This window comes from Flavobacterium piscis (genome assembly GCF_031457575.1).
In the GTDB taxonomy this organism is placed as follows: domain Bacteria; phylum Bacteroidota; class Bacteroidia; order Flavobacteriales; family Flavobacteriaceae; genus Flavobacterium; species Flavobacterium piscis_A.
In genome coordinates, this window is the sequence record NZ_JAVDWQ010000002.1 from 395,280 (window position 1) to 419,120 (window position 23,841).

The window sequence follows — 23,841 nt, forward strand, 5'->3', positions numbered from 1 at the left end:
TTTTTTATTTAGAATTTAACCGAAATTTTTTCAGAAATTAATTTATCGTTCTGATAATATTCAAAAAACCATTGATTGTCTTTTGCATTTAAAGTTCCCTGAACACCATCTTTGATTGCAATAAACGAATCAGGACGGGATGTTTTAAGCAACTTCATTACCACTTTTGGAGTTTTATCAATAAGTTGAAAACCATTTTCTGTTGGCTGTGCATATAGTAAATTCGGATCAGCCATATCTGCTACAGGAGTCATTGTGGCTGCAGCGGGTGCTGAAGTTACTGCAGGAACACTCTTAGTAACGGTAGTTGTTCCGTTTTCAGAAGCAACAGTTTTTTTACCATTGTATTTATAACCGAGTTTGTATATAGACAAAAATGCCTGATCAATACATTCCCTGTAGGCGACATCATATTCTTTCTCTTTACTTTTCCCTATTTCAGAAGTATAGATCACTTTTCCGTAGCAATCTTTAAATTCTATATAAAGCTTACTGACTAAAAAGCCACTTTCCTTTTTTATATCAGCATATAAAAGTTCACACCGTTCGCCATATCCGGCAGGAAGCTGTTCGTTTTCATAAAAAGCCTCAAAACCGGCTTTTATCAAATTTGATTTGGTCAACGTAGACATTCGATGGGGATTTACACCTTTAGCAAAATCGAATTTAATCGGTACGATTACCGCTTTATAGTCATTTATGGTCTGCGAAAAACCAATGAAAGAGGTGAAAAGGATAAGTAATAAAAATTTAATTCTCATAATTATAAATATTTTTTTAGTTCTAATAAATTATTTATTTGTTTAATATTTTCCGGAGCTTTCATTTTTTTATCATTAAAAAAAATAGCATCTAAACCGGCATTTAAAGCGCCATTGACATCGGCATCCAGACAATCACCAATCATAATGCAATTTTCTTTTGACGCCTGTGCCAAATTAACAGCGTAGTCAAAGATAATACTATTTGGCTTTTTTACACCAGCCGATTCAGAATTTGTAATGGTGCTGAAATATCCGGAAAGCAATGCATTATTGATTTTTTTCTCCTGGATATTTGCAAAACCGTTGGTGATAATATGCAATTTATATTTTGGTTTGAGATATTCTAAAACCTCAATAGCACCATCAAAAAGGTGATTGTTTTCAGTTAAAGAATTGATATAATCATTTGCAATTTGATTAATATCCTGATCTGATATAACAACATTTAAAGCATCAAAAGAAAACTTTAATCTATTGTAGCGCAATTGAAGATGTGTAATTTCATCATTTTGATATAATTTCCAGCAAGCATGATTTATTGGAATATATTTTTCAATAAAATCATTACAATTTATTTCAGGAAATTTATTTTTGAAAATGCTGTTAAAAGCAATTTCAGAATTTTTATCAAAATCCCAAAGCGTATGGTCCAGATCAAAAAAAATGTCGGTAATATGGGTTTTCATATTTTAAAAAATTCCTTGATCTACAAAACTATAATATTTTGTTTCAGTAATAATCAAATGATCTAAAACTTTAACATCCAGACTCTCTCCTGCAAGTTTTAATTTCTTTGTAATTTGTTTATCGGCATCGCTGGGCAGTAAGGTTCCCGAGGGATGATTATGACATAAAATCAAAGCTGTTGCTCCCATTTCAAGAGCTAATTTAAAAACCAAACGCACATCTACAATAGTCCCTGAAATACCTCCTTTACTTAGTTGCGATTTGGAAATTGCTTTATTGGAATTATTCAAAAAAAGCACCCAAAATTCTTCATGAGGAAGTTCTCCTATAATAGGTTGCATGATTTCGAAAACCAATTTACTGGATGTTATTTTTACCAATTCAACAGCATCTTCTGCTCTGCGTCTTCTTCCTAATTCTAAAGCTGCAATAATAGAAATTGCTTTTGCTTCGCCTATACCTCTAAAATTAGTTAATTGAGAGATAGACATCTTGCCCAATGAATTTAAATTATCTACGCTATTCAATATTCTTTTACTTAAATCTACTGCCGATTCATTACGGCTGCCCGAACCTATTAAAATAGCAATCAACTCAGCATCACTTAACGCATTTCTACCTTTAAGCATTAATTTTTCGCGAGGCCTGTCGTCTTCTGACCAGGTGGTAATAGGGAAATGTATAGTTTCCATTGTCATAAAATTTAAATAATAGATTTGCTCATACAGACACTATTCAATAATCCTACATACGGCTCATAATTTTCTACAATTTTAAAACCTTTTTTTTGATACAAATTAATAGCTTCTATTTGTTTGTATAAAGTTTCTAAAATCAAAACTACAAAACCTTGATTCTTAGCTTCTGCTTCTAATTCTTTAATGACTAACTGAGCCAAACCGAATCCTCTTGCTTCGGGTAAAACAAACATTCGTTTGAGCTCAGCTGATTCTTCATTATATTTTTTGAAACAACCACAAGCAACGGGTTTTTCATCTAAATAAACAATAAAAACATTTACGTTAAACTCTATTAAATTATTACCCCAATAATTTTTTTCTAACTCTGGATAACGCTCCCATAAATAAGCATCAAAGGTTTCTATTAAAAATATAAAATCAGGATTTTTGCTAGTTGTTTTCACAACTTTAATCTTTGCATTCATATAAAAATATCTTATTCGGCTAAGCTACATAAAAAAAGAAGAAATTTCAGTCAAAATAAATTTAAATCTTATTCTAAATATGTTTAAATTTAAACAAAAAAAGATGAAATATACTTCTGTTCTGTTAATCATAATATTGTCATGTTCTTGCAGCCAAAAAGAAAAAAACAAAACCTTGTCATTCGTTACAAAACAAACAACCAATACATTTGGGGAAAAATTATCAAATGCAGCAATATCAATAATAGATCCATCCATAGATTATGATCCGGCATATTTTTCTATAAAATATCCAAACGGGGATATCCCGCCAAATAAAGGAGTCTGTACAGATGTTATAATCCGGACATACCGAAAACTGGGCATTGATTTGCAAAAAGAAGTTCATGCAGACATGAAAGCTAATTTTGCATTATATCCAAATTTAAAAAAGTGGGGAATGACAAAAACAGACACTAATATTGATCATAGACGTGTCCCGAATTTAGAAGTGTTTTTTGAAAGAAAAGGAACAAAATTACCGTTAACTCATAATGCCGCAGATTATAAAACAGGTGAATTGGTCACCTGGATGATAAACGGAAAATTACCGCATATTGGGATTATCACCAACAAAAAATCAGAGGATGGGAAACGAAATCTTATTGTTCACAACGTTGGTGGCGGGCAGGTTTTGGCAGATTGTTTGTTTGAATATAAAATTGTGGGACATTATAGCTACACAAATTCCAAAATATAAATTTCAAATTCCAAAACTCAAAAAATGTGTCAACCACCAAACAGCGATTGACACATTATCCAATTTTCTAATTGACATATTATCTAATTAATCAAGGTCTTAACCTCATCAAAATCCAAACCTCCATAATTCCCTGAGCTCATTAAAAGTAATGCTGAATTATCCAAATTCAAGTTGAATAAATAGTCTTTAAATTCTGTTGGATTGGTATAAATAATCAAATCTTTTCTGTTGAAAGAACTGGCAATCTGCTCATAGGTAACTTCTTCCAATTGTTTAATTTTTACTGCATCGGGAGAATAAAAAACAACTGCGACATCAGCACATTCTAAGGCTCCCTCATATTCTTTCAGGAATTCAGCATTTAAACTGCTATAGGTATGTAATTCTAAACAGGCTACTAAAGTCCTGCCTGGATATTGTTCTTTTACTGCCTTGGTTGTTGCTGCTACTTTACTTGGTGAATGTGCAAAATCTTTATAGGCCACTTTTCCTTTTCCTTCAGCAATTTTTTCTAATCGTTTTGAAGCTCCTTTGAAACTGGCAATGGCTTCGTAAAAATCAGCTTCGTCAACGCCCATATTTTGGCAAATCCATTTGGCTCCTGCTAAATTATTAAGGTTGTGTGCACCAAAAACTTCAATTGGCATGTCTCCTTCCGGGGTTTTTAACAATGTTATACCATCATTCACAGTATATTCCGGTGTGTGATAGGCTAACTTACGTATCGGATTTGTTGCGGCTTCGGCAACGCGTTTTACTTCCGGGTCATTTTCATTATAGACTACAATTCCGCCATTGGTAATTTTAGCAATGAAAATTTCGAATTGCTCTACATAATTCTCATACGTTGGAAATACATTAATATGATCCCAGGCAATTCCTGAAATCAAGGCAATGTTAGGTTGATATAAATGAAATTTTGGACGTCTGTCAATTGGGGAAGATAAATATTCATCACCCTCCAAAACCATAAAATCATTTTCTTCTGTAAGATGCACCATGGTGTCAAAACCTTCTAACTGTGCTCCTACCATATAATCTACTTCGATATTATGATAATGCATCACGTGCAAAATCATTGAAGTTATCGTGGTTTTTCCGTGTGAACCGCCAATTACTACACGTGTTTTATTTTTAGACTGCTCATATAAAAACTCAGGATATGAATAAATTTTCAAACCCAATTCCTGCGCTTTTAGTAATTCGGGATTGTCAGCTTTGGCGTGCATTCCTAAAATTACGGCTTCAATATCTGAACTTATTTTCTCAGGAAACCAACCTAATTCAGCTGGTAAAATTCCTTTTTTTTCTAATCTGGATTTCGAAGGTTCAAAAATAGCATCATCACTACCTGTAACCTGATATCCTTTATTATATAGTGCTAATGCTAAGTTGTGCATCGCACTTCCGCCAATGGCGATGAAATGTGTTCTCATTTAAATTCTATTTTTTTATATTCCGAATTCCATTTTTCATGGAATTTATATTTTGAAACCTAATTAATTATGCTTCATGTTTTCGTTTTAATTCCTGTGCCTTTTTTGGGTCTTTTAATTTGTTCAAATATAAATTATATAATTTTTGAAATGTAATTTTAGAATTGCCAATTTCATGTGCCTTCAAATAATTTTTTTCGGCTGCAGCATATCTTTTAAAATATTCATCAATTCTTCCTTTTGAAAGATACCCATCAACCGGTGATAATTTCACCAATTCATTCGAATATTTCAAGGCTTTCGATTCGCTTCCACCCACTATTCCGGGCAATTGCAAATATAATTCGATTAAGGCCCATCGCGCTGGAAGATGTTTCGGATTTAAAACAATGGCTCTTTCGAATGAAGATTTCATGTCATCGACCATTCCAAAAGCTTTGAATTTATTCACTTCTAAAGCCCTCATCCCTAAACAGCCACCATATTTATAAAAATAATCGGCATCATTGGGTTTTAATTGCTTTAGCTTTTTATAATACAATGATGCTTTTTCCCATTCTTTTTCCTCTGAAGTAATCTCTGCCAGACGCTCGAGTGTTTTAATATCATTAGGATAATACTTTAAGTTTTCCTGAAAAACTACTTCTGCTTCCTTGTGTTTTTTAGCATGAAATAACTTATCTCCTTTTTCGAAATTGGATTGTGACCAAAGAAAAAATGGTGTCAATAGCAAAAAAAGCAGTAACTGTTTCATCTCTCAAAAATAAGGAAATATTAAAACGGACATTTGATTTTGGAGATAAATTACTAATTTGTACGAAATTTATTTTAAAACCGTCCCAACCTTTTTTAGAAAAAGACGCTCTTATATATTAAAACTCACTTATGAAAAATATAGTATTTGTCTTTTTATTACTTTCTACTGTGTTATTAGCACAAAAAAACGATAAAAATTGGGAGAGAGTTATTGCTTATGAAAACGAAGGCAAAGTAAAATCGGCAAATGATATCGTAACAAAAATTTACAAAAGAGCAGTTACTGACAAAGACGAAGTGCAAATGATAAAATCTTTTTTTTATCAATCCAAATACCTCCAGGTTGCTGATGAAAATGCACAGACCAAAATTTTAAGAAATCTAAAAAGTGAAATTAATCGGGTTTCTATTCCATCAAAAGCAATTTTGAATTTGGTTTATGCGAAATGTTTAGATGATTATTACAATAGAAATAGTTATCAAATAAGACAAAAAACCAATACAACCTTTCTTGATGAAAACTTTTTGACCTGGACAGATACTATATTTAAAAATCAAATTGATACTGCCTTAAAGCAAACATTATCTAATGAAAAAAAATTAAAAGCTACTCTATTATCACAGTATGAACCCGTTTTTGATTATTTCACACTAGAGAAATTCAAAGATGAAAATCTGTTTGATTATTTATTAAAAGAAAATATCAAATTTTATACTCATAAAATACAACATTGGCAAATTCAAAAAAATGATTTTAACACAATTAAAGATGCGCTTTTAGGAAAACCAAAAGATTTTACAAAATTGAACTTCGGTTTTGTAACTGAAAGCAATCTTAAAAAAACCTTGTCATTATTTCAAAAACAGGAGATAGAAAAACCAACCCCTGAGAATCAGTTTGAACGCATGCAATTTTGCCATACTTATTTAACTACACTGAATGATGATGATTTTTTGAAGTCGTTGAATAGCCTTCAAAAAAAATCCAATGACACAAATTTGATTCAAAAAATACAATTAGAGAAAGCTTTAACTTTCAAAAAACTAGCATCAAAAGAAACGCATCCGGATTATAATAATAAGGCAATTGCGCTACTTGACAGTATTATAATGATTAATAATCGCTCAAATGCTTATAAATTGGCTATCCAAAACAAACAAAGTATTATTTTTAAATCCCTGAATATACAGCTTCAAAAACAAAACTATTCTGATGAAAATACCCGGGCTTTTATTCAATTTAAAAATATAAATCGGTTAGCTGTTTCATTTTACAAAATCAATCAGAAAGAAATTCAACTCTTTAAAAATTCTTCGTATCCAAAAGACAGTTTAGCAGAGAACATTATCGAAAATCAAAAACCTGCTGTTTCTGAAAACTACAACCTTTTGAACAAAAATGATTATTTTGAATATACTACAGAAGTACTTTTGCCTCAGCTTAAAACTGGCAGTTATTTGGTGTATTTTGAAAGTGATTCAGATCTAAAAACCGGAAAAGCTTTTGCCTTTGAAACCATTTCAGTTTCAAATTTAGCTGTTCTGGCAACTCAAAAGAAAGACACTCAAATTTTTCTCGTTACAGATAGAAAGACTGGCAAACCTTTAGAAAATATTTCGGTAAACTTACTCAATCAATCTATAAAAACAGATAAGAACGGTTTAGCTTCCTTTATAAAAGAAAACAATTATTACAATCAGGAGCCTATTACATTATCAAGTGCAAGCGATACACTTTCACTTACAAAAAGTTATCTGGGCCAAAACAATGATTACTCTACAAACGAAAAAGAAGAAAATAAAGGCAATATTGAATTTTATTTAGACCGAGCTATTTATCGTCCCGGACAAACGGTATATTACAAAGGCATTGTCATTCAGAAAATAAAAAATAAAGCAAGTGTTGTAACCAATACCGGGGTTAAAATTACTATTCTGGATGCTAACTACAAATCCTTTAAAGAATTTGAAGTAACGACCAATGAATTTGGCTCTTTTTCGGGCGAATTTGTTTTACCAAAAACGGGTTTAACAGGTACTTTCACTATAGATGCAAGTGCCCCAAAAGTCCCGCTAAAAATTGCTTCCGGTTTTTGGAAGACAGGTAATTTTGGAAACGCTATTACCCGATTTAGAGTTGAAGAATACAAACGTCCAAAGTTCGAAGTTCGTTTTGAACCTAAAAAAGATACCTATAGGGTTAATCAAAATATTAAAGTAGCCGGAATTGCAAAAGCATTTGCAGGAAGTACAATTTCAGATGCAAAAGTTACTTATACGATCTCAAGATTTACAAGTTACATTAAACAATATTATTATGAAGAAGAAAAGGAAACTATAGCTACTGGCGAAACCCAAACGGATGCTGCCGGAAAATTTGTCGTTAATTTTGATGCGCAACCTTCTAAAAATGCTGTGCAAAAAGAATTTCCTGTTTTTAATTATCAAATAAATGTAACTGTTACCGATATAAATGGTGAAACGCACACTGCAGAAACTATTATGAAAATTGGCTATCATGATTTATTGCTTAGCGCAACAATATCAAACGAAATCGAGACGAAAAACAAAAATAAAATTAGCCTTACAAGCACTAATTTAAATGGAGAATTTCTAGCAGTTAAAGGAGAACTAAAACTATACTATGTTAGTCCCTTTTCGAATAAATTTAAAAACCGTGTTTTCCCACAGCCTGAAATTCAACAGATTACCGATTCTGAATTTGAACGCCTATTTCCTTATGAGAAGAACTCCAAAACCAACACTTTAAAATCAAATAAAACTTTACTGCTTTCTAAAAAAATTGATACCTCAATAGATAAAAAATTAATTTTAGACTTTATCACCAATTACAAATCAGGGAATTATCAAATTGTTTTTTCTGCAAAAGACAGTTTCGACAATCCAATTGAAACTTACACTGATTTTCAACTGACACAAAGCAAAGATAAATTCAATCCCCGTAAATTATTTACTGCAGAACAAATTAATAGTGACCCTAAAAAAGATGGTTTTATTTTAATAAAATTAGCTTCGGTAATACCTGAACTTTACATTGCTACAACTGGAAATTACAGAAGTCAAATTTATTTCAGCAATATGTTTCATTTAGAGAACAATGAACTAATTGCACAAATACCGCTACAAAAAGATTTTGAAGAGAAATTAAATATAGGTTTTGAAAGTGTTTTTGAAAATGAAGTTTTTAATGATCAAATACAAATTCTTCTAAAAAAAGAAGAACCTAAATTAGAAATTGATGTATCTAGTTTCAGAAATAAAATAGAACCTGGCAGCAAGGAGAATTGGTCTTTTCAATTAAAATCAACCAATACCAGAAATGAAGCTGAAATTTTAGCTTCAATGTATGACAGCTCTTTAGACCAGTTTACAATAACAGATTGGGACAAATTAACATTTGTAGATTATAATTATAATAGTGCAAATTTTAAAACACGTTTAGGTTTTGACAAAACGTCAAACTCATTAAGAAATCTAAATCCTTCTTCATACGGAATTAGCCTAAATGATGAAACCACCAAATTAATCTGGTTTGGATTTAACTTTAATGATTCGTTTAATCATTATCAGCAAAATGAATACTTAAAACAAGTGAACAAAAAATTAAAAAAACCAGATAATGCAAAACTTATTTATGGCATTATTACTGAAAAATCTGGTTTGATACTTCCCGGAGTTATTGTAAATATAAAAGGAACACAACGAGCAACAGTATCTGATTTTGATGGTTATTATGAAATTGAAGCAGCTGTAAATGAAGAACTTATTTTTTCTTTTATTGGTTTTAAAAATAAATCTGTTTTAGTCGGAAACAAAAAAACAGTCGATGTTGTTTTAACTCATGATTACAATGCCTTGAATGAAGTGCTCGTCATTGGATATGGCAAATCGAAAAGAAAAGATCTTACGGGGGCAATATCTTCAATATCGGGTGATGAGCTTCGTGAAACACGACCAGTAACAATCGATCAGGCTCTTCAAGGCAAAATTGCTGGTGTTATGATTTCTGGTCAACCAGGAGATGGGATTAATGTGCAAGTTCGGGGTCAGTCTTCTTTTGGTAATAATTCTCCCCTGTATGTGATAGATGGGGTTATTATTGATGGAGGTAACGGTACAAATCCATTGGCAACTATTAATCCATCAGATATTTTATCCATAGATGTTTTAAAAGATAACAAAGCAACAGCTCTTTACGGAAGCAAAGGAGCAAACGGAGTTATCATCATTACAACAAAAAAAGCCTTAGAAGCCTTAACACAAGTAAAAGCCAGAAAAAATTTATCAGAAACAGCGTTCTTTTTACCGAATTTGAAAACTGATGCTAAAGGAAATATAAATTTCAACTTTACTTCGCCCGAAGCTTTAACATCATGGAAACTTCGTTTATTGGCACATAACAAAGAAGCCGTTTCCGGTTATTTGGAAAAAAGCGTAGTAACTCAAAAAGAACTGATGATTTTGCCAAATTTTCCGCGTTTTTTCAGAGAGAAAGATACGATTGTGATTAGCACCAAAATCTCAAACATTACCAATGATGTCAAAACAGGAATTGCTATTTTACAATTCTTTGATGCGGCAACCATGCAGCCAATTGACGCCAAAATGATGAATCTAAAAAATGTTAGAAATTTTACCATTCCTGCCTACGGAAACACAACTGCAAACTGGACAATTTCAATTCCTGAAGGTTTACAAGGAGTTCAATATAAAATTCTGGCCAAATCAGGTAATTTTTCTGATGGAGAAGAAAATATACTTCCGGTTTTAACGAATAACAGGCTGGTAACAGAAAGTATTCCGATTTGGGTTAGAGAGAATTCAACTAAAGAATATACATTTGAGAATTTAAAAAACAATACTTCTTCGACTTTAAAGAACCATCAATTTACGTTGGAATACACATCAAATCCTGCATGGATTGCGATTCAGTCACTGCCTTATTTAATGGAATACGAACATGAATGTGCTGAGCAGACATTTGCACGATTTTACGCAAATACTCTGGCTTCGGAGATAATTTCGAGCAACCCTAAAATAGCAACTGTTTTTGAAGACTGGAGAAAGAACGGAAAATTAAAATCTAAGTTAGAAGAAAACGAAGAATTAAAATCAATAATTCTGGCTGAAACTCCGTGGCTAAATGATGCTCAAAGTGAAGACGAAAAGAAAAAAAATCTGGCACTTTTATTCGATTTGGAGAAAATGAAAACTTCTCAGAAAGCGACTTTCGATAAATTAAAACAAAAACAAAAATCATCAGGAGGTTTTGCCTGGTTTGATGGAAGCGATGAAAACGAATACATTACCAGACATATTTTGAGTGGTTTAGGGCATTTGTCAAAATTATCTAAAAATAACATTTCACAAATTGACCAGATTGCCAAAACCGGAATTCCTTTTTTAGATCATAATTTTTTGACTTATCATAAAGCAAGAACAAAAAATTTAAAAGCAACAGACAAATTAATGGGGATCAATCCATACAGTGATTTGCATTATTTATATACCAGAAGTTTTTATTTAGACAAGTATCCGTTATCCGATACTTTGAAAAAAGCAACAAAATTATATTTGGAAACTGCCAAAAAAGATTGGCTATCGTATTCTCTTTACGAAAAAGGTCTGGCAGCATTGACTTTAAATCGTTTTGGAGAAAGTGAATCTGCCAAAAAGATTATCGAAAGTTTAAAAGAGACCTCATCGAATAATGAAGATTGGGGAATGTACTGGATTACGAATAAGGCAGGCTGGTATTGGTATCAGGCACCAATAGAAACACAGGCTTTATTAATTGAGGCTTTCGCAGAAGTAAATCATGATACAAAATCAGTGGATGCCATGAAAGTTTGGTTGTTAAAAAATAAACAGACCAAAAACTGGCCAACTACAAAGTCAACAACCGAAGCAGTGTATGCTTTGTTGATGCATGGAAACGATTGGTTAAGTGTAAAAGACAATACAATTATTAAAATTGGAGATGAAAAAATCCTAACTAAAAAATTATCAGAAAACGAAAAAGAAGCCGAAACTGGCTACATCAAACTGAACTGGAAAGCTGATGAAATTAAAAAAGAAATGGCAACCATCAACATTCAGAACAAAACTAAAGTTCCCGGTTTTGGTGGCGTTTACTGGCAGTATTTTGAAGATTTGGATAAAATCAAAAACAACTCTGGTGCCGTTTTATCGGTTTCAAAAGAATTATATCTGAAGAAAAATACCATGAAAGGTGATGAACTACAAAAAATTACTTCTAAAAATGAATTAAAAACTGGCGATCTGGTTACTGTAAGATTGGTTATTTCATCTAAAGAAGACATGGAATTTGTGCATTTAAAAGACATGAGAGCTTCCTGTTTTGAACCTGTTAATGTACTTTCTGAATATCAATACAAAGATCGACTGGGATATTATACGAGTACGAAAGATGCTGCAACACATTTCTTTTTTGATCGAATCAACAAAGGCACTTATGTATTAGAATATGATATTAGGGTAAATAACAGCGGTGAATTCTCAAACGGAATTACCACAATTCAAAGCATGTATGCTCCGGAATTTTCAAGCCATACAAAAGGAATTAGGGTAAAGGTGATTCAACAAAAAAATTAAATATTAAATCCGTCAGTATTCATCTGGCGGATTTTTTATCACAAAAAATAATTCTAAATATACATTCTCATAACATAGCACTGTTACTTTCGTAAAATAATTCGTGAAGAGAAAACGACTATAATGAAAATATTTTATGCGATTCAGGCTACCGGTAACGGACATATCAGCCGGGCAACACAGTTATATCCGTATCTGCAGAAATTTGGTTCGGTAGATTTTTTGGTAAGTGGTATTAACGCCAGCCTCGATGTTAATTTGCCAATAAAATTTAGAAGTAATGGCTGTAGTTTACATTATAGCAAATGCGGTGGATTGGATTATTGGGATATTGTAAAAAACATACGTCCACATCAAATTTATAAAGATGCAAAGTCGTTGCCACTAAAAAATTACGACATTGTAATTAACGATTTCGATTCGATTACGTCTCTTTCCTGCAAGCTGCAAAAAGTACATTCCGTTCAATTCGGTCATCAGGCCAGTTTTATATCACAAGCTACCCCAAGACCTGACAAAAAAAGTGTAATGGGAGAAATGATTCTGAAACATTATGCCCCTTCCCCAAAAAACATTGGACTGCATTTTGAAAAGTATGATTCGTTTATTTATCCTCCGATTATCAAAGATGAGATTGTAAATGCCGAGCCAAAAAACCTGCAGCATATAACGGTTTATCTTCCATCGTTTCAAAAAGATTGTTTGGAAAAAGCTTTCAACAAACTTAAAGACGTGAAATTTCATTGGTTTTTATATAATGTAAAATTTGAACATACGATTGGTAATATCACTTATTTTCCGGTTAATCAGGATTATTTTAATCGAAGCCTGATTGATTGCGAAGGTATTATTACAGGTGGTGGATTTGAAACACCATCCGAAGCTTTGTTTTTGGGAAAAAAGATTCTTAGTATTCCAATACGCGATCATTATGAACAGGAATGTAATGCTGCCGCTTTGAAAAAAATGGGAGTACCGGTTATGTATGATGTCGAAGATGATTTTGATCAGATTATAGCAAACTGGCTTAATTTAGATGTAAAATATCCTACTATGAAAGCCAATAATATTTCTGAAACGCTTCAAATGCTATTTGACACTTATAAAGATTAAAACTTTAGTAAATAACAAAACCCCATTCAAGATAAAATGAAATGGGGTTTTGATTTAAAAAACATAAAATTATTTTATAATGGTCATTTCATCAATAATATTTTTGGCTCCGGCGTATTTGTCAATAATCCAAAGTACGTAACGAATATCAACGTTAATAGTTCTTTGTAATTTTTGATCAAAAATAACATCTCCGGCCATAGCCTCAATGTTTCCGTCAAAAGCAATTCCGATTAATTGCCCTTTCCCGTTTAAAACCGGAGAACCAGAATTTCCACCAGTAATATCATTATCAGTCAAAAAGTTTATCGGCATATATCCTGCCTTATCAGCATATTGTCCATAATCTTTTGCTTTGTTTAATTCTAATAGACGTGATGGCAAATCAAATTCCTCATCTCCTGCTTTATATTTCTTCACCATACTTTCCATAGTGGTGTAGTTGTTAATTTTAGCATCATTACGTTTGTCTTCAGGTAACGCGCGAACTTTCCCGTAAGTCAGTCTCAAGGTAGAGTTGGCATCAGGATATTGAACCGCATTTAATTTTGATTCTCTCAAACCTTCAACCAATTTACGGAAAGCAATTGCAAAACCATCATCAGCTTTTGCCTGATCATCTGTTTTTGCACGATATTTTGTAAGCAAGTCATTAGAGATAATATACAAAGGATCGTGTACAATTGCTAATGGTTTTGGGTCAGCCATAAAGGCTAATACTTTTTCTTTAGTCGTAAAATAACTTGTTTCAGTTGCTTTGGCAATATCTGTCGTAAAATCACCATTATTTGCTGATTTCATTTTAGCTATTTGCGGTGCTAAACCATATTCAGACGCTTTAGAAGCATATAAATTTAATTGCGCAGCTAACACATCTTTTTCTAATGGCGCATAAAATTCACCATAAATATTATCGATTATTTCGTTAATTTTAGGCAACATTTCGGCTTTTTTAGCGTCATTTTCTTTGTAGTACGCAATTAAAGCATTTCCTAAATTCGCCGGCCCGGTTGCATAAGCTGAAGTTCTTAAAAGCTGTATTAAATAATTATCGTGAGTTGCTTTTAAATTTGTTTCTCTGTAATAATCATTAATAGTTGGAATTACATTTTCATATTTTTCCTTATTTGCCGGTTTAGTTGCCCATTCATAAAACTTATCTTCTTGTTCTGCTTTAGCAGCTGCAGTTCCCGCTTTTGTTAAAGCATCAATCATACCCTGACGGTTCTTCCAGTAATTGGCAGTAGAAGCATATTTAGAGGCATATTGCAAACGAACAGTAGCATCTTTATCCATATACTTTTTCATTTGGTCCATTCCGGTTTTTGCACCTTCAACCCATGCAGGATAAGCAAATTTTACGTTTTGCTCGATTCCGCCAGCCGGCATCCAACGGTTTGTTCTTCCGGGATAGCCTAAAATCATGGCAAAATCATTCTCTTTGACTCCTTTAATGCTTACTGGCAAATAATGTTTTGGCTTCAAAGGCACATTATTTTTTGAATAAGCTGCAGGATTTCCGTCTTTATCCGCATACACCCTAAACATAGAGAAGTCTCCAGTTTGACGCGGCCATTCCCAATTATCTGTATCTCCACCAAATTTACCCACACTTTCGGGTGGTGTTCCTACTAAACGTACATCTGTATAATCCTGGTAAACAAAATAGTAATATTCATTTCCCTGAAAGAAAGGACGAACGGAAACGGTATATCTCCCGCCTTCGTTATTTTCTTTTTCGATCAAAGCAATTTCCTGCTGAATGATTTTGTTTCTTTCAGTCTCCGTCATTTGATCATTTACTTTTGATAAAATTCTTTTCGAAACATCATCCATACGAACGAAGAAACGAACATACAACGATTTTGGTTTCATCTCAGCACTTTTTTCTTTTGCCCAAAAACCGTTTTTCAGGTAATTTTGCTCTGCAGATGAAAGTTCAGCAATGGCATCATATCCACAGTGATGATTGGTTAATACCAGTCCGCTTTTAGAAACGATTTCAGCGGTACAACCTCCATTAAATTGCACAATAGCATCTTTTAAACTATGGTTATTAATGCTGTAAATTTCTTCGGCCGTCAATTGCAGACCCATTTTCTCCATATCTCTATGGTTTAATCTTTCGATAAACATTAAGAACCACATTCCTTCATCGGCTCTTACAGGAAATGCCATGAGGCACATCGCTAAAAATAAGACTATTTTTTTCATATAATAAATTGAATTAGTCTTGCGAAGATACTTCATTTTGATAACCGTATCATTCAATTGGCATTGAAAATGCATTTTAGAGATGCAATTTTATCATTTTATTACGAATTCAATATTGTTAAAACAAAAAAGATGCCCTGTTTCCAGAGCATCTTTTAATATAAAACTTGTCATTTTGTTATTCATTCAGCATTTTCCATAATTTGTCTTTCAACTCAGTTAAACCTTGTTGAGCCACAGATGAAATAAACATGTATGGAATATCTTTGAAAGCGACATCTAATTCTGTTTTTAATTCGGCTTTAAGCTCATCGTCCAGCATATCGCATTTTGAGATTACCAAAAGACGTTCTTTATCCAGCATTTCAGGATTGTATTTGGTTAATTCGTTTACCAAAATATCATATTCACCTTTAATATCAGGAGTATCAACAGGTACTAAAAACAGTAATGTTGAGTTACGCTCGATATGACGCAGGAAATAATGACCTAAACCTTTTCCTTCAGCAGCTCCTTCAATAATTCCCGGAATATCAGCAATTACAAAAGACTGATAATCCCTGTAGGCTACAATTCCTAAGTTTGGTTTTAAGGTTGTAAAAGGATAATCTGCAATTTTTGGTTTTGCTGAAGTCAGTACAGATAATAAAGTCGATTTTCCTGCATTAGGAAAACCTACCAATCCAACATCAGCCAAAACTTTCAATTCTAAAATTACGTCCATTTCTACGCCCGGTAAACCTGGCTGTGCATAACGGGGTGTTTGGTTGGTTGAACTTCTAAAATGCCAGTTTCCTAATCCACCTTTTCCTCCTTTTGAAAGGATTCTTTTTTCACCATCTTCGGTAATTTCGAATAAGGTTTCACCCGTTTCTTTATCTTTTACGACAGTCCCTAATGGCACTTCGATAAATTTATCATCTCCATCAGCACCAGTACTACGGTCTCCTCCTCCATCACCACCGTGCCCAGCTTTGATATGACGGGCAAATTTTAAGTGAAACAATGTCCATAGACCTTTATTCCCTACTAAATATACGTGTCCCCCACGTCCTCCATCACCACCGTCCGGGCCTCCCTTTTCAATAAATTTCTCCCTATGTAAATGTGTAGATCCTTTTCCTCCCTTTCCGGAAGAAACATATATCTTAACATAATCTACAAAATTTCCTTCTGTCATTGTTTTTAGTATTCAGTCGCAGTCGCAGTTTTCAGCGCAAACTGCGACTGAAAACTGCGATTGAAAACTATTTTGTTTTTTACTCTTTTAGTGCTTTTATCAACACTTTATCAATCTTTACACCATCCATATCGATGACTTCTAACACAAATTTCTGCCAGATTAGTTTTTCGCCTTCTTTCGGAATACGTGAAAGCTCGGTCATAATCATTCCGCTTACCGTGTTTACTTCGTAATCGTTCGTCAATTCATCCAATTCAAAATAGGTTAGGAAATCATGCAACGAATAATGCCCGTCAACCATCCATGAACCATCTTCTCTTTCTACAAGCTGGAATTCATCCTTATAAAAATCGGATGCATCGCCCACTAAAGCTTCCAGAATATCATTCAGCGTAATAATTCCCTGAAAAACACCATATTCATCTGAAACTAATGCATAATGTACACCGGTTCTTTTAAAGTTTTCCAATGCTTTATATGCGGTTGTCTGTTCCATTAAATAGGGAGGGTCTGTCATTATTGCTGATAAATCAAAATGATCACTTTCAATATTGGCAAAAATATTTTTGAGCGTTACGATTCCAACAATGTCATCATAATTATCACTAAATACAGGATATACGGTATGCAGATCATGCAACACCAACTCTTTTATTTTTTCCTTATCTGCATTTAATGGCAACATATCTACCGATTTGCGGTGTGTCATTAATGAATTTACTTTGCGGTCTCCAATATGAAAAACACGCTCTACAATGTCCTGTTCAATTTCCTGAACTTCACCACCTTCAGTTCCTTCTTTGATAATGGCTTTGATTTCTTCCTCTGTCACTCTTCCGTCAGCTGAAGGTTTTATTTGCAATACATTCAATAAAAAATCCGTTGAAGTTGTTAATAACCAGATAAACGGTGCTGTAACAATAGACACTATTTTCATTGGCAACGCCACCATTTTTGCAATGGCCTCCGGATAATTTAATCCGATACGTTTTGGTAATAATTCTCCTAAAACTAAAGAGAAAAAAGTTAAAATAACCACTACAATTCCAACAGCAACTGAGTGGGCATAAGGTTTTAAAACTTCAAATCCTCTGACAAAAGTCTCAACATCCATTGTTATTTTGTCACCACTGTAAATACCCGTCAAAATTCCGATTAAGGTGATTCCGATTTGTACGGTTGATAAAAACTTGTTTGGAGAATTAGCCAGATCAAGTGCAATTTTAGCACTTTTATTGCCTTTTTTTGCAGCAGTTTCCAGTCTGTTTTTTCTAGCTGAAATCAGTGCGATTTCTGACATCGAGAAGACTCCGTTTAATAGTATTAGAAAAAATATTATTAGTATTTCCAATTTATGGGTTATTCGTTATTTAATAGTCCGTTAATGTAATTGTACCCTAAGCATGTTATAGCCCAGATGGAAGAGAAAAGCCCGGAGCTAAAAAAACTAATTTTTCCTGCCAGAAAACAGCGACCGGCGGAAGCTCGTTTTATGGTGTGGAAAAATAGTTTTTTTAGCGAGGACTTGAAACGTACAGCTGGAAAATGCTTCTACAAATTATCTATAACTGACGTTAATCGCTCTGTAATTTCTTCAATCGTTCCGATACCGTTTACGGCATGAAACTTATTTTGTTCTTTGTAATATCCAATTAATGGTGCTGTTTTTTCGTTGTATTCCTGATATCTCACCCGAATTTTTTCTTCGTCCTGATCATCTGGTCTTCCACTTGTTTTTCCTCTTTCCAGTAAACGTGCTACCAGAATTTCATCATCTGCTTCCAAAGCAATTGTTGCTGTAACTTTTGAACCGATTGTTGGCAAAAATTTATCTAATGCCTCTGCCTGGTCAATTGTTCTTGGATATCCGTCGAATAAAAATCCGTTTGTATCCGGGTGTTTATTTACTTCATCAATTAACATTGCAGTGGTAACTTCGCAAGGAACTAATTCTCCATTGTCCATAAAAACTCTTGCTTTTTTACCTAAATCCGTATCGTTTTTTAAATTAAAACGAAAAATATCTCCCGTTGAAAGATGTGTTAATTTGTATTTTTCTTTTAAAAATTCTGCCTGAGTTCCTTTTCCTGCTCCCGGCTTTCCAAATAAAACAATGTTAATCATAAAAGTAATTTAATGATTAAAAGATTTTAAATTGAAAGATTTTTGCAATCTTAAATAATTTAAATTTCTCTAATCGTGTTGTTAATGTGTAGTTATGTTATTTTTTAATCTTTAAAATGCTTAAATCTATTCGGCTAATTTATACACTTCGGGAAGGTTTCTTCCTAAACCATCGTAATCCAGACCGTAGCCAACAATAAATTTATTGGGAATCCTGATGCCGACATAATCAATTTTAATATCTTTTTTATAAGCTTCGGGTTTAAAAAACAAAGTGGCTACTTTAAAGTGTTTTACATTTTGAGCTTTAAACAAATGCTTCAATTCTTCGATTGTATTTCCTGTGTCGATAATATCTTCAATAATGATAACGCTTCTGCCTGACAGATCCTGATTAATTCCGATTAATTCTTTAACGGAATTGGTACTTTGAGTTCCTTCGTAAGAAGCCATTTTGATAAAAGACACCTCGCACGGATTTTTATATTTTTTCAAAAAATCGGCAACCACCATAAAGGCACCATTTAAAACGCCAATAAATATTGGGGTTTCATCTGCAAAATCATCTTCGACCTGAGCAACTATCTTCGTTAAAGCAAAATCAATTTCCTTAGCCGAAATAAACGGAACAAATTGTTTATCGTGAAGTTGTATCATTATTTTCATATTTAAAATAATGCGCAAAGATACAGAATTACAACCAAACTGTAAGTAACAAATCGTATTGTCACTACACTTTTTTCAGAATGTTAAATATCACTTAATATTTACAGTTTTTTTATTTGTACTATTTTAAAATTTGTTAAATTGTTGTTTTATAAACCTTTAACTCCAGATTCAATGAGAACATCTACACAAATATTTTCAATATCCTTATTAATAATAATAACAGCCTGCAACGGACAGGTAAAAAAAGAAGAAAAAGAAGCTTTGGCAAAACAACCGGGAAATGTTGTAAAAACTGCTATTGGAGACCTGAGATTACCACCACCTTATGCAACCGAATCTAAGACCAATAACAGTAAAGTTATTGGCTGGCCGGAAGGAAAAACGCCAAAAGCACCAGAAGGCTTTACCGTAACAAAATTTGCAGACGGTTTCGAAAATCCCCGTTGGACTTATATCGCACCCAATCAGGATATATTTGTTGTAGAAAGCGGAACAAGAGCGAGCAAAAACCAAATTACAGTTTTACGTGATAAAGACAAAGACGGAAAATTTGAAACCCGGGAAGTATTTATCAAAGACCTGAACAAACCGTTTGGAATGTTGGTTATAAAAGACTTTTTCTATATTGCCAACACGGATGGCTTATACCGCTATCCGTATAAAAATAATCCGCTTAAACTAGAAACAAAAGGAGAAAAAATTCTTGAACTTCCTGCGGGAGGCTACAACAATCACTGGACAAGAAATTTATTGGCGAATGCTGACGGCTCTAAAATTTATGTTTCTGTAGGTTCAGGAAGTAATGTTGGAGAAAATGGCATGGATAAGGAAATTCGCCGTGCTGCTATTTTAGAAATTAATCCTGACGGAAACGGTGAAAAAATCTATGCAAGCGGACTTAGGAATCCGGTTGGAATGGACTGGAATCCGGCGAATAAAGAACTTTGGACGGCGGTAAATGAACGTGATGAATTAGGTGATGATTTGGTTCCTGATTATATTACCAGTGTTAAAAAAGATGGTTTTTATGGATGGCCGTATTCTTATTTCGGAAATATTTTAGATCCAAGACTAAAAGGTGAACGTAAAGATTTAGCAGCAAAAGCTATTGTTCCGGATGTTCCGGTTGGTGCCCATACTGCTTCTTTAGGACTGGCTTTTTACAACAAAGACAAATTCCCTGCAAAATATAAAAATGGGGCTTTCGTAGGACAGCATGGTTCCTGGAACAGGGCAAAAATTTCGGGTTACAAAGTGGTATTTGTTCCTTTTGCTAACGGAAAACCTTCGGGAAAACCGGAAGATTTTTTAACCGGTTTTATTTCTGACGAAAACAAAGCTGAAGTGTATGGACGTCCGGTAGCGGTTACGGTTATGAATGACGGGTCGCTTTTGGTGAATGATGACAGCGGAAATACAATTTGGAAAGTTACTGCTAATAAATAAATTTCAAATTCCAATTTTACCGGGAATTCAAAAATGCAGAATTTTATTTGAGCATATTAATTTTGCCGCAGAGGCAGAGAAAGCAAAGTTCGTACAGCTTTAGTCATTTTTGTCAGAAATGACAAGATTGTGTTTAAATTTGCGACTTCTGCGATTATTTTTTTATCATTTGAATCTAAAACCTAATGTTTTTAAAAACTACGTTCTAAAATTTCATTTATGATTATAAAAAAATATTGCTTTCTTCTTTTTGTTTTTTTTGTTTTTCAAAACATTTCGGCACAGAAAAAAGAAGGCAAATCTATTGATTCTGTAAAAACAGAAAAATTGAAGGAAGTTGTGATCAGTTCCCTTCATATCGATACCAATTTATTAAACACTCCGGCTTCAATTGGGATTCTCTCTAAAAAAGATTTGCTGCAAAATAACACCACAGATATTGCAACGGTGCTTAACACAATTCCGGGTGTGTTTATGCAATCCTCCAACTTTACCACAACCCGAATTTCGATTCGTGGTATTGGAGCGAGAACGACTTATGGCACAAATAAAATCAGGGCGTTTTACGGCAGTATTCCGTTAACTTCCGGAAACAGTGAAACAGTAATTGATGATATTGATTTGGAAAATATCAACCAGATTGAGATTATCAAAGGACCGCTTTCTAGTGTTTACGGTGCAGGTTTGGGTGGTGCGATTTTGATTTCACCTCAGCTTTCTAAAGATCACGGGCAAAGTGCCAGCATCAGTTCGGTTTTTGGCTCTTATAGTTTATTAAAGAACAGTTTGAATTATAGTCTGGATGAAAAGCAAGGCAGCCTGAATATCAGCTATCATAATTTGAAAACAGACGGCTGGCGTGAAAACAGTGCCTATAACCGTGAAGGAGTTACGCTTGCAGGAGAATTATTCCGAAAAGAAAACAGCAAACTGACTTACTTTTCCAATTACACTTATTTAAAAGCTTTTATTCCGAGTTCGATTAATAAGGAAGCTTTTGACAACAATCCAAAATCAGGAGCACCAACGTGGGTTGCTTCAAAAGGTTATAAGGAATACAAATCGACTTTGGGCGGACTGGCTTATGATTTTAAAATTAATAGCAACTTAAACAATTCTACTTCTGTTTTCATCAATTACAAAGACAGCAACGAGCCGCGTCCTTTTGATGTTTTACGGCAATATACTTTTGCTGCCGGAGCAAGGACGCAATTTTCAGGTGCTTTTAAAATCGGGAAAACACAAAATAATTTCATTGCCGGAATTGAATATTTCCGTGATAATTACAGCGGAAATACTTTTGAGAATTTGTACCAACAGAATAATGGCCTGGGAAGTTTACAAGGGGATCAGCTTACCGAAACAGATCAGAAAAGACATTTTTACAATATCTTTTCCCAATTACGAACTTCGCTATCACAGCAATTTGAAATTCAGGCAGGATTGAATTACAACAAAACACAATTTGAACTTACCAATTTTACGGATGATTCAAATCAAAAATATAGTTATGACGGAATTATTTCTCCGCAACTTTCTTTTTTATTTAAACCCAACCCACAGCAAACTATTTATTTTTCAGCCAGTCGTGGGTTCTCATTACCTGCCACAGAAGAAACGCTTACCAGCGAAGGCACAATTAATACCGATATAAAACCTGAAAACGGTTATAACTTTGAAGCAGGTGGAAAACTCTATTTTTTCAACAGAAGACTTTATACAAAAATTGCTGTTTACCGAATGGAAATTAAAGATTTATTAGTTGCAAAAAGAGTTGGTGACGATCAGTATGTGGGTCTAAATGCCGGAAAAACATTTCATGAAGGAATTGAAATTACCTTTAACCATAACTGGCAAATCAATCGGTTTTTTTCTGTGAATTCTTATTTAGCGGGTTCTCTTGGAAATTATGAATTCAAGGAATTTGTAGATAACGAAAATGATTATTCGGGAAATAAATTAACCGGAGTTGCTGCCAATAAAATCAACGCAGGATTATTTCTCAATACAAAATCGGGAATTTATTTAAGTGCCGATTATCAATTTGTGGACGAAATTCCGATGAATGATGCTAATTCTGCTTTTTCAGACTCTTATAATATCATCAACTTAAAAACCGGTTATCGATTTGAGATTCTTCCTCGTTTAACTACAATTTTCGCTGCCGGAATAAATAATGTTACTAATGAAAAATACGCATCATTGATTTTGCCAAATGCAGTAGCCGTTGGAAATGCAACACCCAGATATTATTATCCCGGGCTTCCTGTAAATTATTACGGAACTATATCGTTAAATTATTTATTTTAGGAGCGTTAAATCAAATTCAAAAAAGATGCCTTCAGAATTACAAGAAAAGTTGGATTATGTGAATGCCTATAGAGAAAACCGTTTAAAAGGCGCACAGGATATACTTGAAAATCCATCTTTATTTGATGAATTGATTTCGATTTGTTTTTCTCCGGAAGACAAAAACAATCATAAAGCCTGCTGGATTTTAGAATTTGTTTCTTACGAAAAGTTAATCTGGCTGCAGCCACATGTTGATTTTTTGTTTTCGAATCTAAAAATTCTCAAAGATGAAAGTTCCTTTAGACCAATTGCAAAAGTGGTGCAGCTTTTAGTAAAGTCACATTACAAAAAAGACGAAAACTGCATCGTTCTTTCCAAAGAAAATCTTCAGGATTGTATTGAAGCTTCTTTCGACTGGCTGATTAATGATGTAAAGGTGGCCACAAAAGCCTACTCCATACGAACTTTATATCTTTTAGGAAATCATTACGACTGGATCCATCCTGAATTGCAGATTATTTTAAACAAAGATTATGCAGATCATTCGGCTGCTTATAAAGCGGTTGCGAAGGAAGTTTTGAAGAAAATAAAATAGCGTTTTCCTATTCAATCAT

The 23,841-nt window shown here is 33.5% G+C and carries 17 protein-coding genes; 6 read left to right on the top strand and 11 right to left on the bottom strand.

Annotation, left to right across the window (positions count from 1 at the left end; genetic code table 11):
• Positions 1–8: 8 nt before the first annotated feature.
• From J2W48_RS04875 to J2W48_RS04890, 4 genes are read right to left on the bottom strand one after another with little or no spacing between them, the layout of a single operon-like run.
• Entirely contained in the window at positions 9–761 is a 753-nt protein-coding gene (locus J2W48_RS04875) for a hypothetical protein (protein WP_310278853.1), read from the bottom strand.
• 2 nt (positions 762–763) lie between these two features.
• Positions 764–1,450: a YjjG family noncanonical pyrimidine nucleotidase gene (locus tag J2W48_RS04880; protein WP_310278856.1), complete on the bottom strand. Its 687-nt coding sequence runs from the start codon at positions 1,448–1,450 to the stop codon at positions 764–766.
• A gap of 3 nt (positions 1,451–1,453) precedes the next feature.
• Positions 1,454–2,143 carry a RadC family protein gene (gene radC, locus J2W48_RS04885; RefSeq protein WP_310278860.1) on the bottom strand — a complete coding sequence of 230 codons (690 nt, stop codon included), beginning with the start codon at positions 2,141–2,143 and terminating at the stop codon, positions 1,454–1,456.
• An 11-nt stretch (positions 2,144–2,154) separates the two neighbouring features.
• Positions 2,155–2,616, bottom strand: coding sequence for a GNAT family N-acetyltransferase (locus tag J2W48_RS04890; protein WP_310278863.1), 462 nt, complete (start codon positions 2,614–2,616; stop codon positions 2,155–2,157).
• A 103-nt stretch (positions 2,617–2,719) separates the two neighbouring features.
• On the opposite strand from J2W48_RS04890, the gene J2W48_RS04895 reads away from it, so the two are divergent.
• Positions 2,720–3,355 carry a DUF1287 domain-containing protein gene (locus tag J2W48_RS04895; protein WP_310278866.1) on the top strand — a complete coding sequence of 212 codons (636 nt, stop codon included), beginning with the start codon at positions 2,720–2,722 and terminating at the stop codon, positions 3,353–3,355.
• Between the two features lie 83 nt (positions 3,356–3,438).
• Here J2W48_RS04895 and J2W48_RS04900 read toward each other — a convergent pair whose 3' ends face one another.
• Complete coding sequence (locus J2W48_RS04900; RefSeq protein ID WP_310278870.1) at positions 3,439–4,794, bottom strand: UDP-N-acetylmuramate--L-alanine ligase; 1,356 nt, start codon at positions 4,792–4,794, stop codon at positions 3,439–3,441.
• Positions 4,795–4,861: 67 nt separating this feature from the next.
• Complete coding sequence (locus tag J2W48_RS04905; protein WP_310278873.1) at positions 4,862–5,548, bottom strand: tetratricopeptide repeat protein; 687 nt, start codon at positions 5,546–5,548, stop codon at positions 4,862–4,864.
• Positions 5,549–5,679: 131 nt separating this feature from the next.
• Between J2W48_RS04905 and J2W48_RS04910 the strand changes: the two genes are divergently transcribed.
• Positions 5,680–12,186, top strand: a complete 6,507-nt coding sequence (locus J2W48_RS04910; RefSeq protein WP_310278877.1) for an alpha-2-macroglobulin family protein — start codon at positions 5,680–5,682, stop codon at positions 12,184–12,186.
• 123 nt (positions 12,187–12,309) lie between these two features.
• Positions 12,310–13,299, top strand: coding sequence for a glycosyltransferase family protein (locus J2W48_RS04915; protein ID WP_310278880.1), 990 nt, complete (start codon positions 12,310–12,312; stop codon positions 13,297–13,299).
• Between the two features lie 69 nt (positions 13,300–13,368).
• On the opposite strand, the gene J2W48_RS04920 is transcribed toward J2W48_RS04915, so the two are convergent.
• From J2W48_RS04920 to hpt, 5 genes are all read right to left on the bottom strand, one after another.
• A complete protein-coding gene (locus tag J2W48_RS04920) occupies positions 13,369–15,513 on the bottom strand; it encodes a S46 family peptidase (RefSeq protein ID WP_310278882.1) in 2,145 nt (714 codons plus the stop codon).
• A 178-nt stretch (positions 15,514–15,691) separates the two neighbouring features.
• A complete protein-coding gene (obgE, locus tag J2W48_RS04925) occupies positions 15,692–16,693 on the bottom strand; it encodes a GTPase ObgE (protein WP_310278884.1) in 1,002 nt (333 codons plus the stop codon).
• Positions 16,694–16,772: 79 nt separating this feature from the next.
• Positions 16,773–18,047: a hemolysin family protein gene (locus tag J2W48_RS04930; protein WP_310278885.1), complete on the bottom strand. Its 1,275-nt coding sequence runs from the start codon at positions 18,045–18,047 to the stop codon at positions 16,773–16,775.
• Between the two features lie 200 nt (positions 18,048–18,247).
• Complete coding sequence (locus J2W48_RS04935) at positions 18,248–18,820, bottom strand: adenylate kinase (protein WP_310278887.1); 573 nt, start codon at positions 18,818–18,820, stop codon at positions 18,248–18,250.
• A gap of 126 nt (positions 18,821–18,946) precedes the next feature.
• Positions 18,947–19,477 (bottom strand): hypoxanthine phosphoribosyltransferase, encoded by a 531-nt coding sequence (gene hpt / locus J2W48_RS04940; RefSeq protein ID WP_310278891.1) that lies wholly within the window; start codon positions 19,475–19,477, stop codon positions 18,947–18,949.
• Positions 19,478–19,660: 183 nt separating this feature from the next.
• Here hpt and J2W48_RS04945 point away from each other — a divergent pair, with 183 nt between their 5' ends.
• The 3 genes from J2W48_RS04945 to J2W48_RS04955 all read left to right on the top strand — a co-directional run bounded on the left by J2W48_RS04945 (position 19,661) and on the right by J2W48_RS04955 (position 23,822).
• Entirely contained in the window at positions 19,661–20,935 is a 1,275-nt protein-coding gene (locus tag J2W48_RS04945; protein ID WP_310278892.1) for a PQQ-dependent sugar dehydrogenase, read from the top strand.
• A gap of 219 nt (positions 20,936–21,154) precedes the next feature.
• Entirely contained in the window at positions 21,155–23,245 is a 2,091-nt protein-coding gene (locus J2W48_RS04950) for a TonB-dependent receptor (protein ID WP_310278893.1), read from the top strand.
• Between the two features lie 25 nt (positions 23,246–23,270).
• A complete protein-coding gene (locus tag J2W48_RS04955) occupies positions 23,271–23,822 on the top strand; it encodes a hypothetical protein (RefSeq protein WP_310278894.1) in 552 nt (183 codons plus the stop codon).
• Positions 23,823–23,841: the final 19 nt, after the last annotated feature.

Excerpts from the sequence above, each read along its gene's own strand:
- J2W48_RS04890 (WP_310278863.1), bottom strand. The coding sequence starts at position 2,616 with ATGAATGCAAAGATTAAAGTTGTGAAAACAACTAGCAAAAATCCTGAT.
- J2W48_RS04900 (WP_310278870.1), bottom strand. The coding sequence starts at position 4,794 with ATGAGAACACATTTCATCGCCATTGGCGGAAGTGCGATGCACAACTTA.
- obgE (WP_310278884.1), bottom strand. The coding sequence starts at position 16,693 with ATGACAGAAGGAAATTTTGTAGATTATGTTAAGATATATGTTTCTTCC.
- J2W48_RS04920 (WP_310278882.1), bottom strand. The coding sequence starts at position 15,513 with ATGAAAAAAATAGTCTTATTTTTAGCGATGTGCCTCATGGCATTTCCT.
- radC (WP_310278860.1), bottom strand. The coding sequence starts at position 2,143 with ATGGAAACTATACATTTCCCTATTACCACCTGGTCAGAAGACGACAGG.
- J2W48_RS04905 (WP_310278873.1), bottom strand. The coding sequence starts at position 5,548 with ATGAAACAGTTACTGCTTTTTTTGCTATTGACACCATTTTTTCTTTGG.
- J2W48_RS04895 (WP_310278866.1), top strand. The coding sequence starts at position 2,720 with ATGAAATATACTTCTGTTCTGTTAATCATAATATTGTCATGTTCTTGC.
- J2W48_RS04950 (WP_310278893.1), top strand. The coding sequence starts at position 21,155 with ATGATTATAAAAAAATATTGCTTTCTTCTTTTTGTTTTTTTTGTTTTT.
- J2W48_RS04880 (WP_310278856.1), bottom strand. The coding sequence starts at position 1,450 with ATGAAAACCCATATTACCGACATTTTTTTTGATCTGGACCATACGCTT.
- J2W48_RS04915 (WP_310278880.1), top strand. The coding sequence starts at position 12,310 with ATGAAAATATTTTATGCGATTCAGGCTACCGGTAACGGACATATCAGC.
- J2W48_RS04945 (WP_310278892.1), top strand. The coding sequence starts at position 19,661 with ATGAGAACATCTACACAAATATTTTCAATATCCTTATTAATAATAATA.
- J2W48_RS04875 (WP_310278853.1), bottom strand. The coding sequence starts at position 761 with ATGAGAATTAAATTTTTATTACTTATCCTTTTCACCTCTTTCATTGGT.
- hpt (WP_310278891.1), bottom strand. The coding sequence starts at position 19,477 with ATGATACAACTTCACGATAAACAATTTGTTCCGTTTATTTCGGCTAAG.
- J2W48_RS04910 (WP_310278877.1), top strand. The coding sequence starts at position 5,680 with ATGAAAAATATAGTATTTGTCTTTTTATTACTTTCTACTGTGTTATTA.
- J2W48_RS04955 (WP_310278894.1), top strand. The coding sequence starts at position 23,271 with ATGCCTTCAGAATTACAAGAAAAGTTGGATTATGTGAATGCCTATAGA.
- J2W48_RS04935 (WP_310278887.1), bottom strand. The coding sequence starts at position 18,820 with ATGATTAACATTGTTTTATTTGGAAAGCCGGGAGCAGGAAAAGGAACT.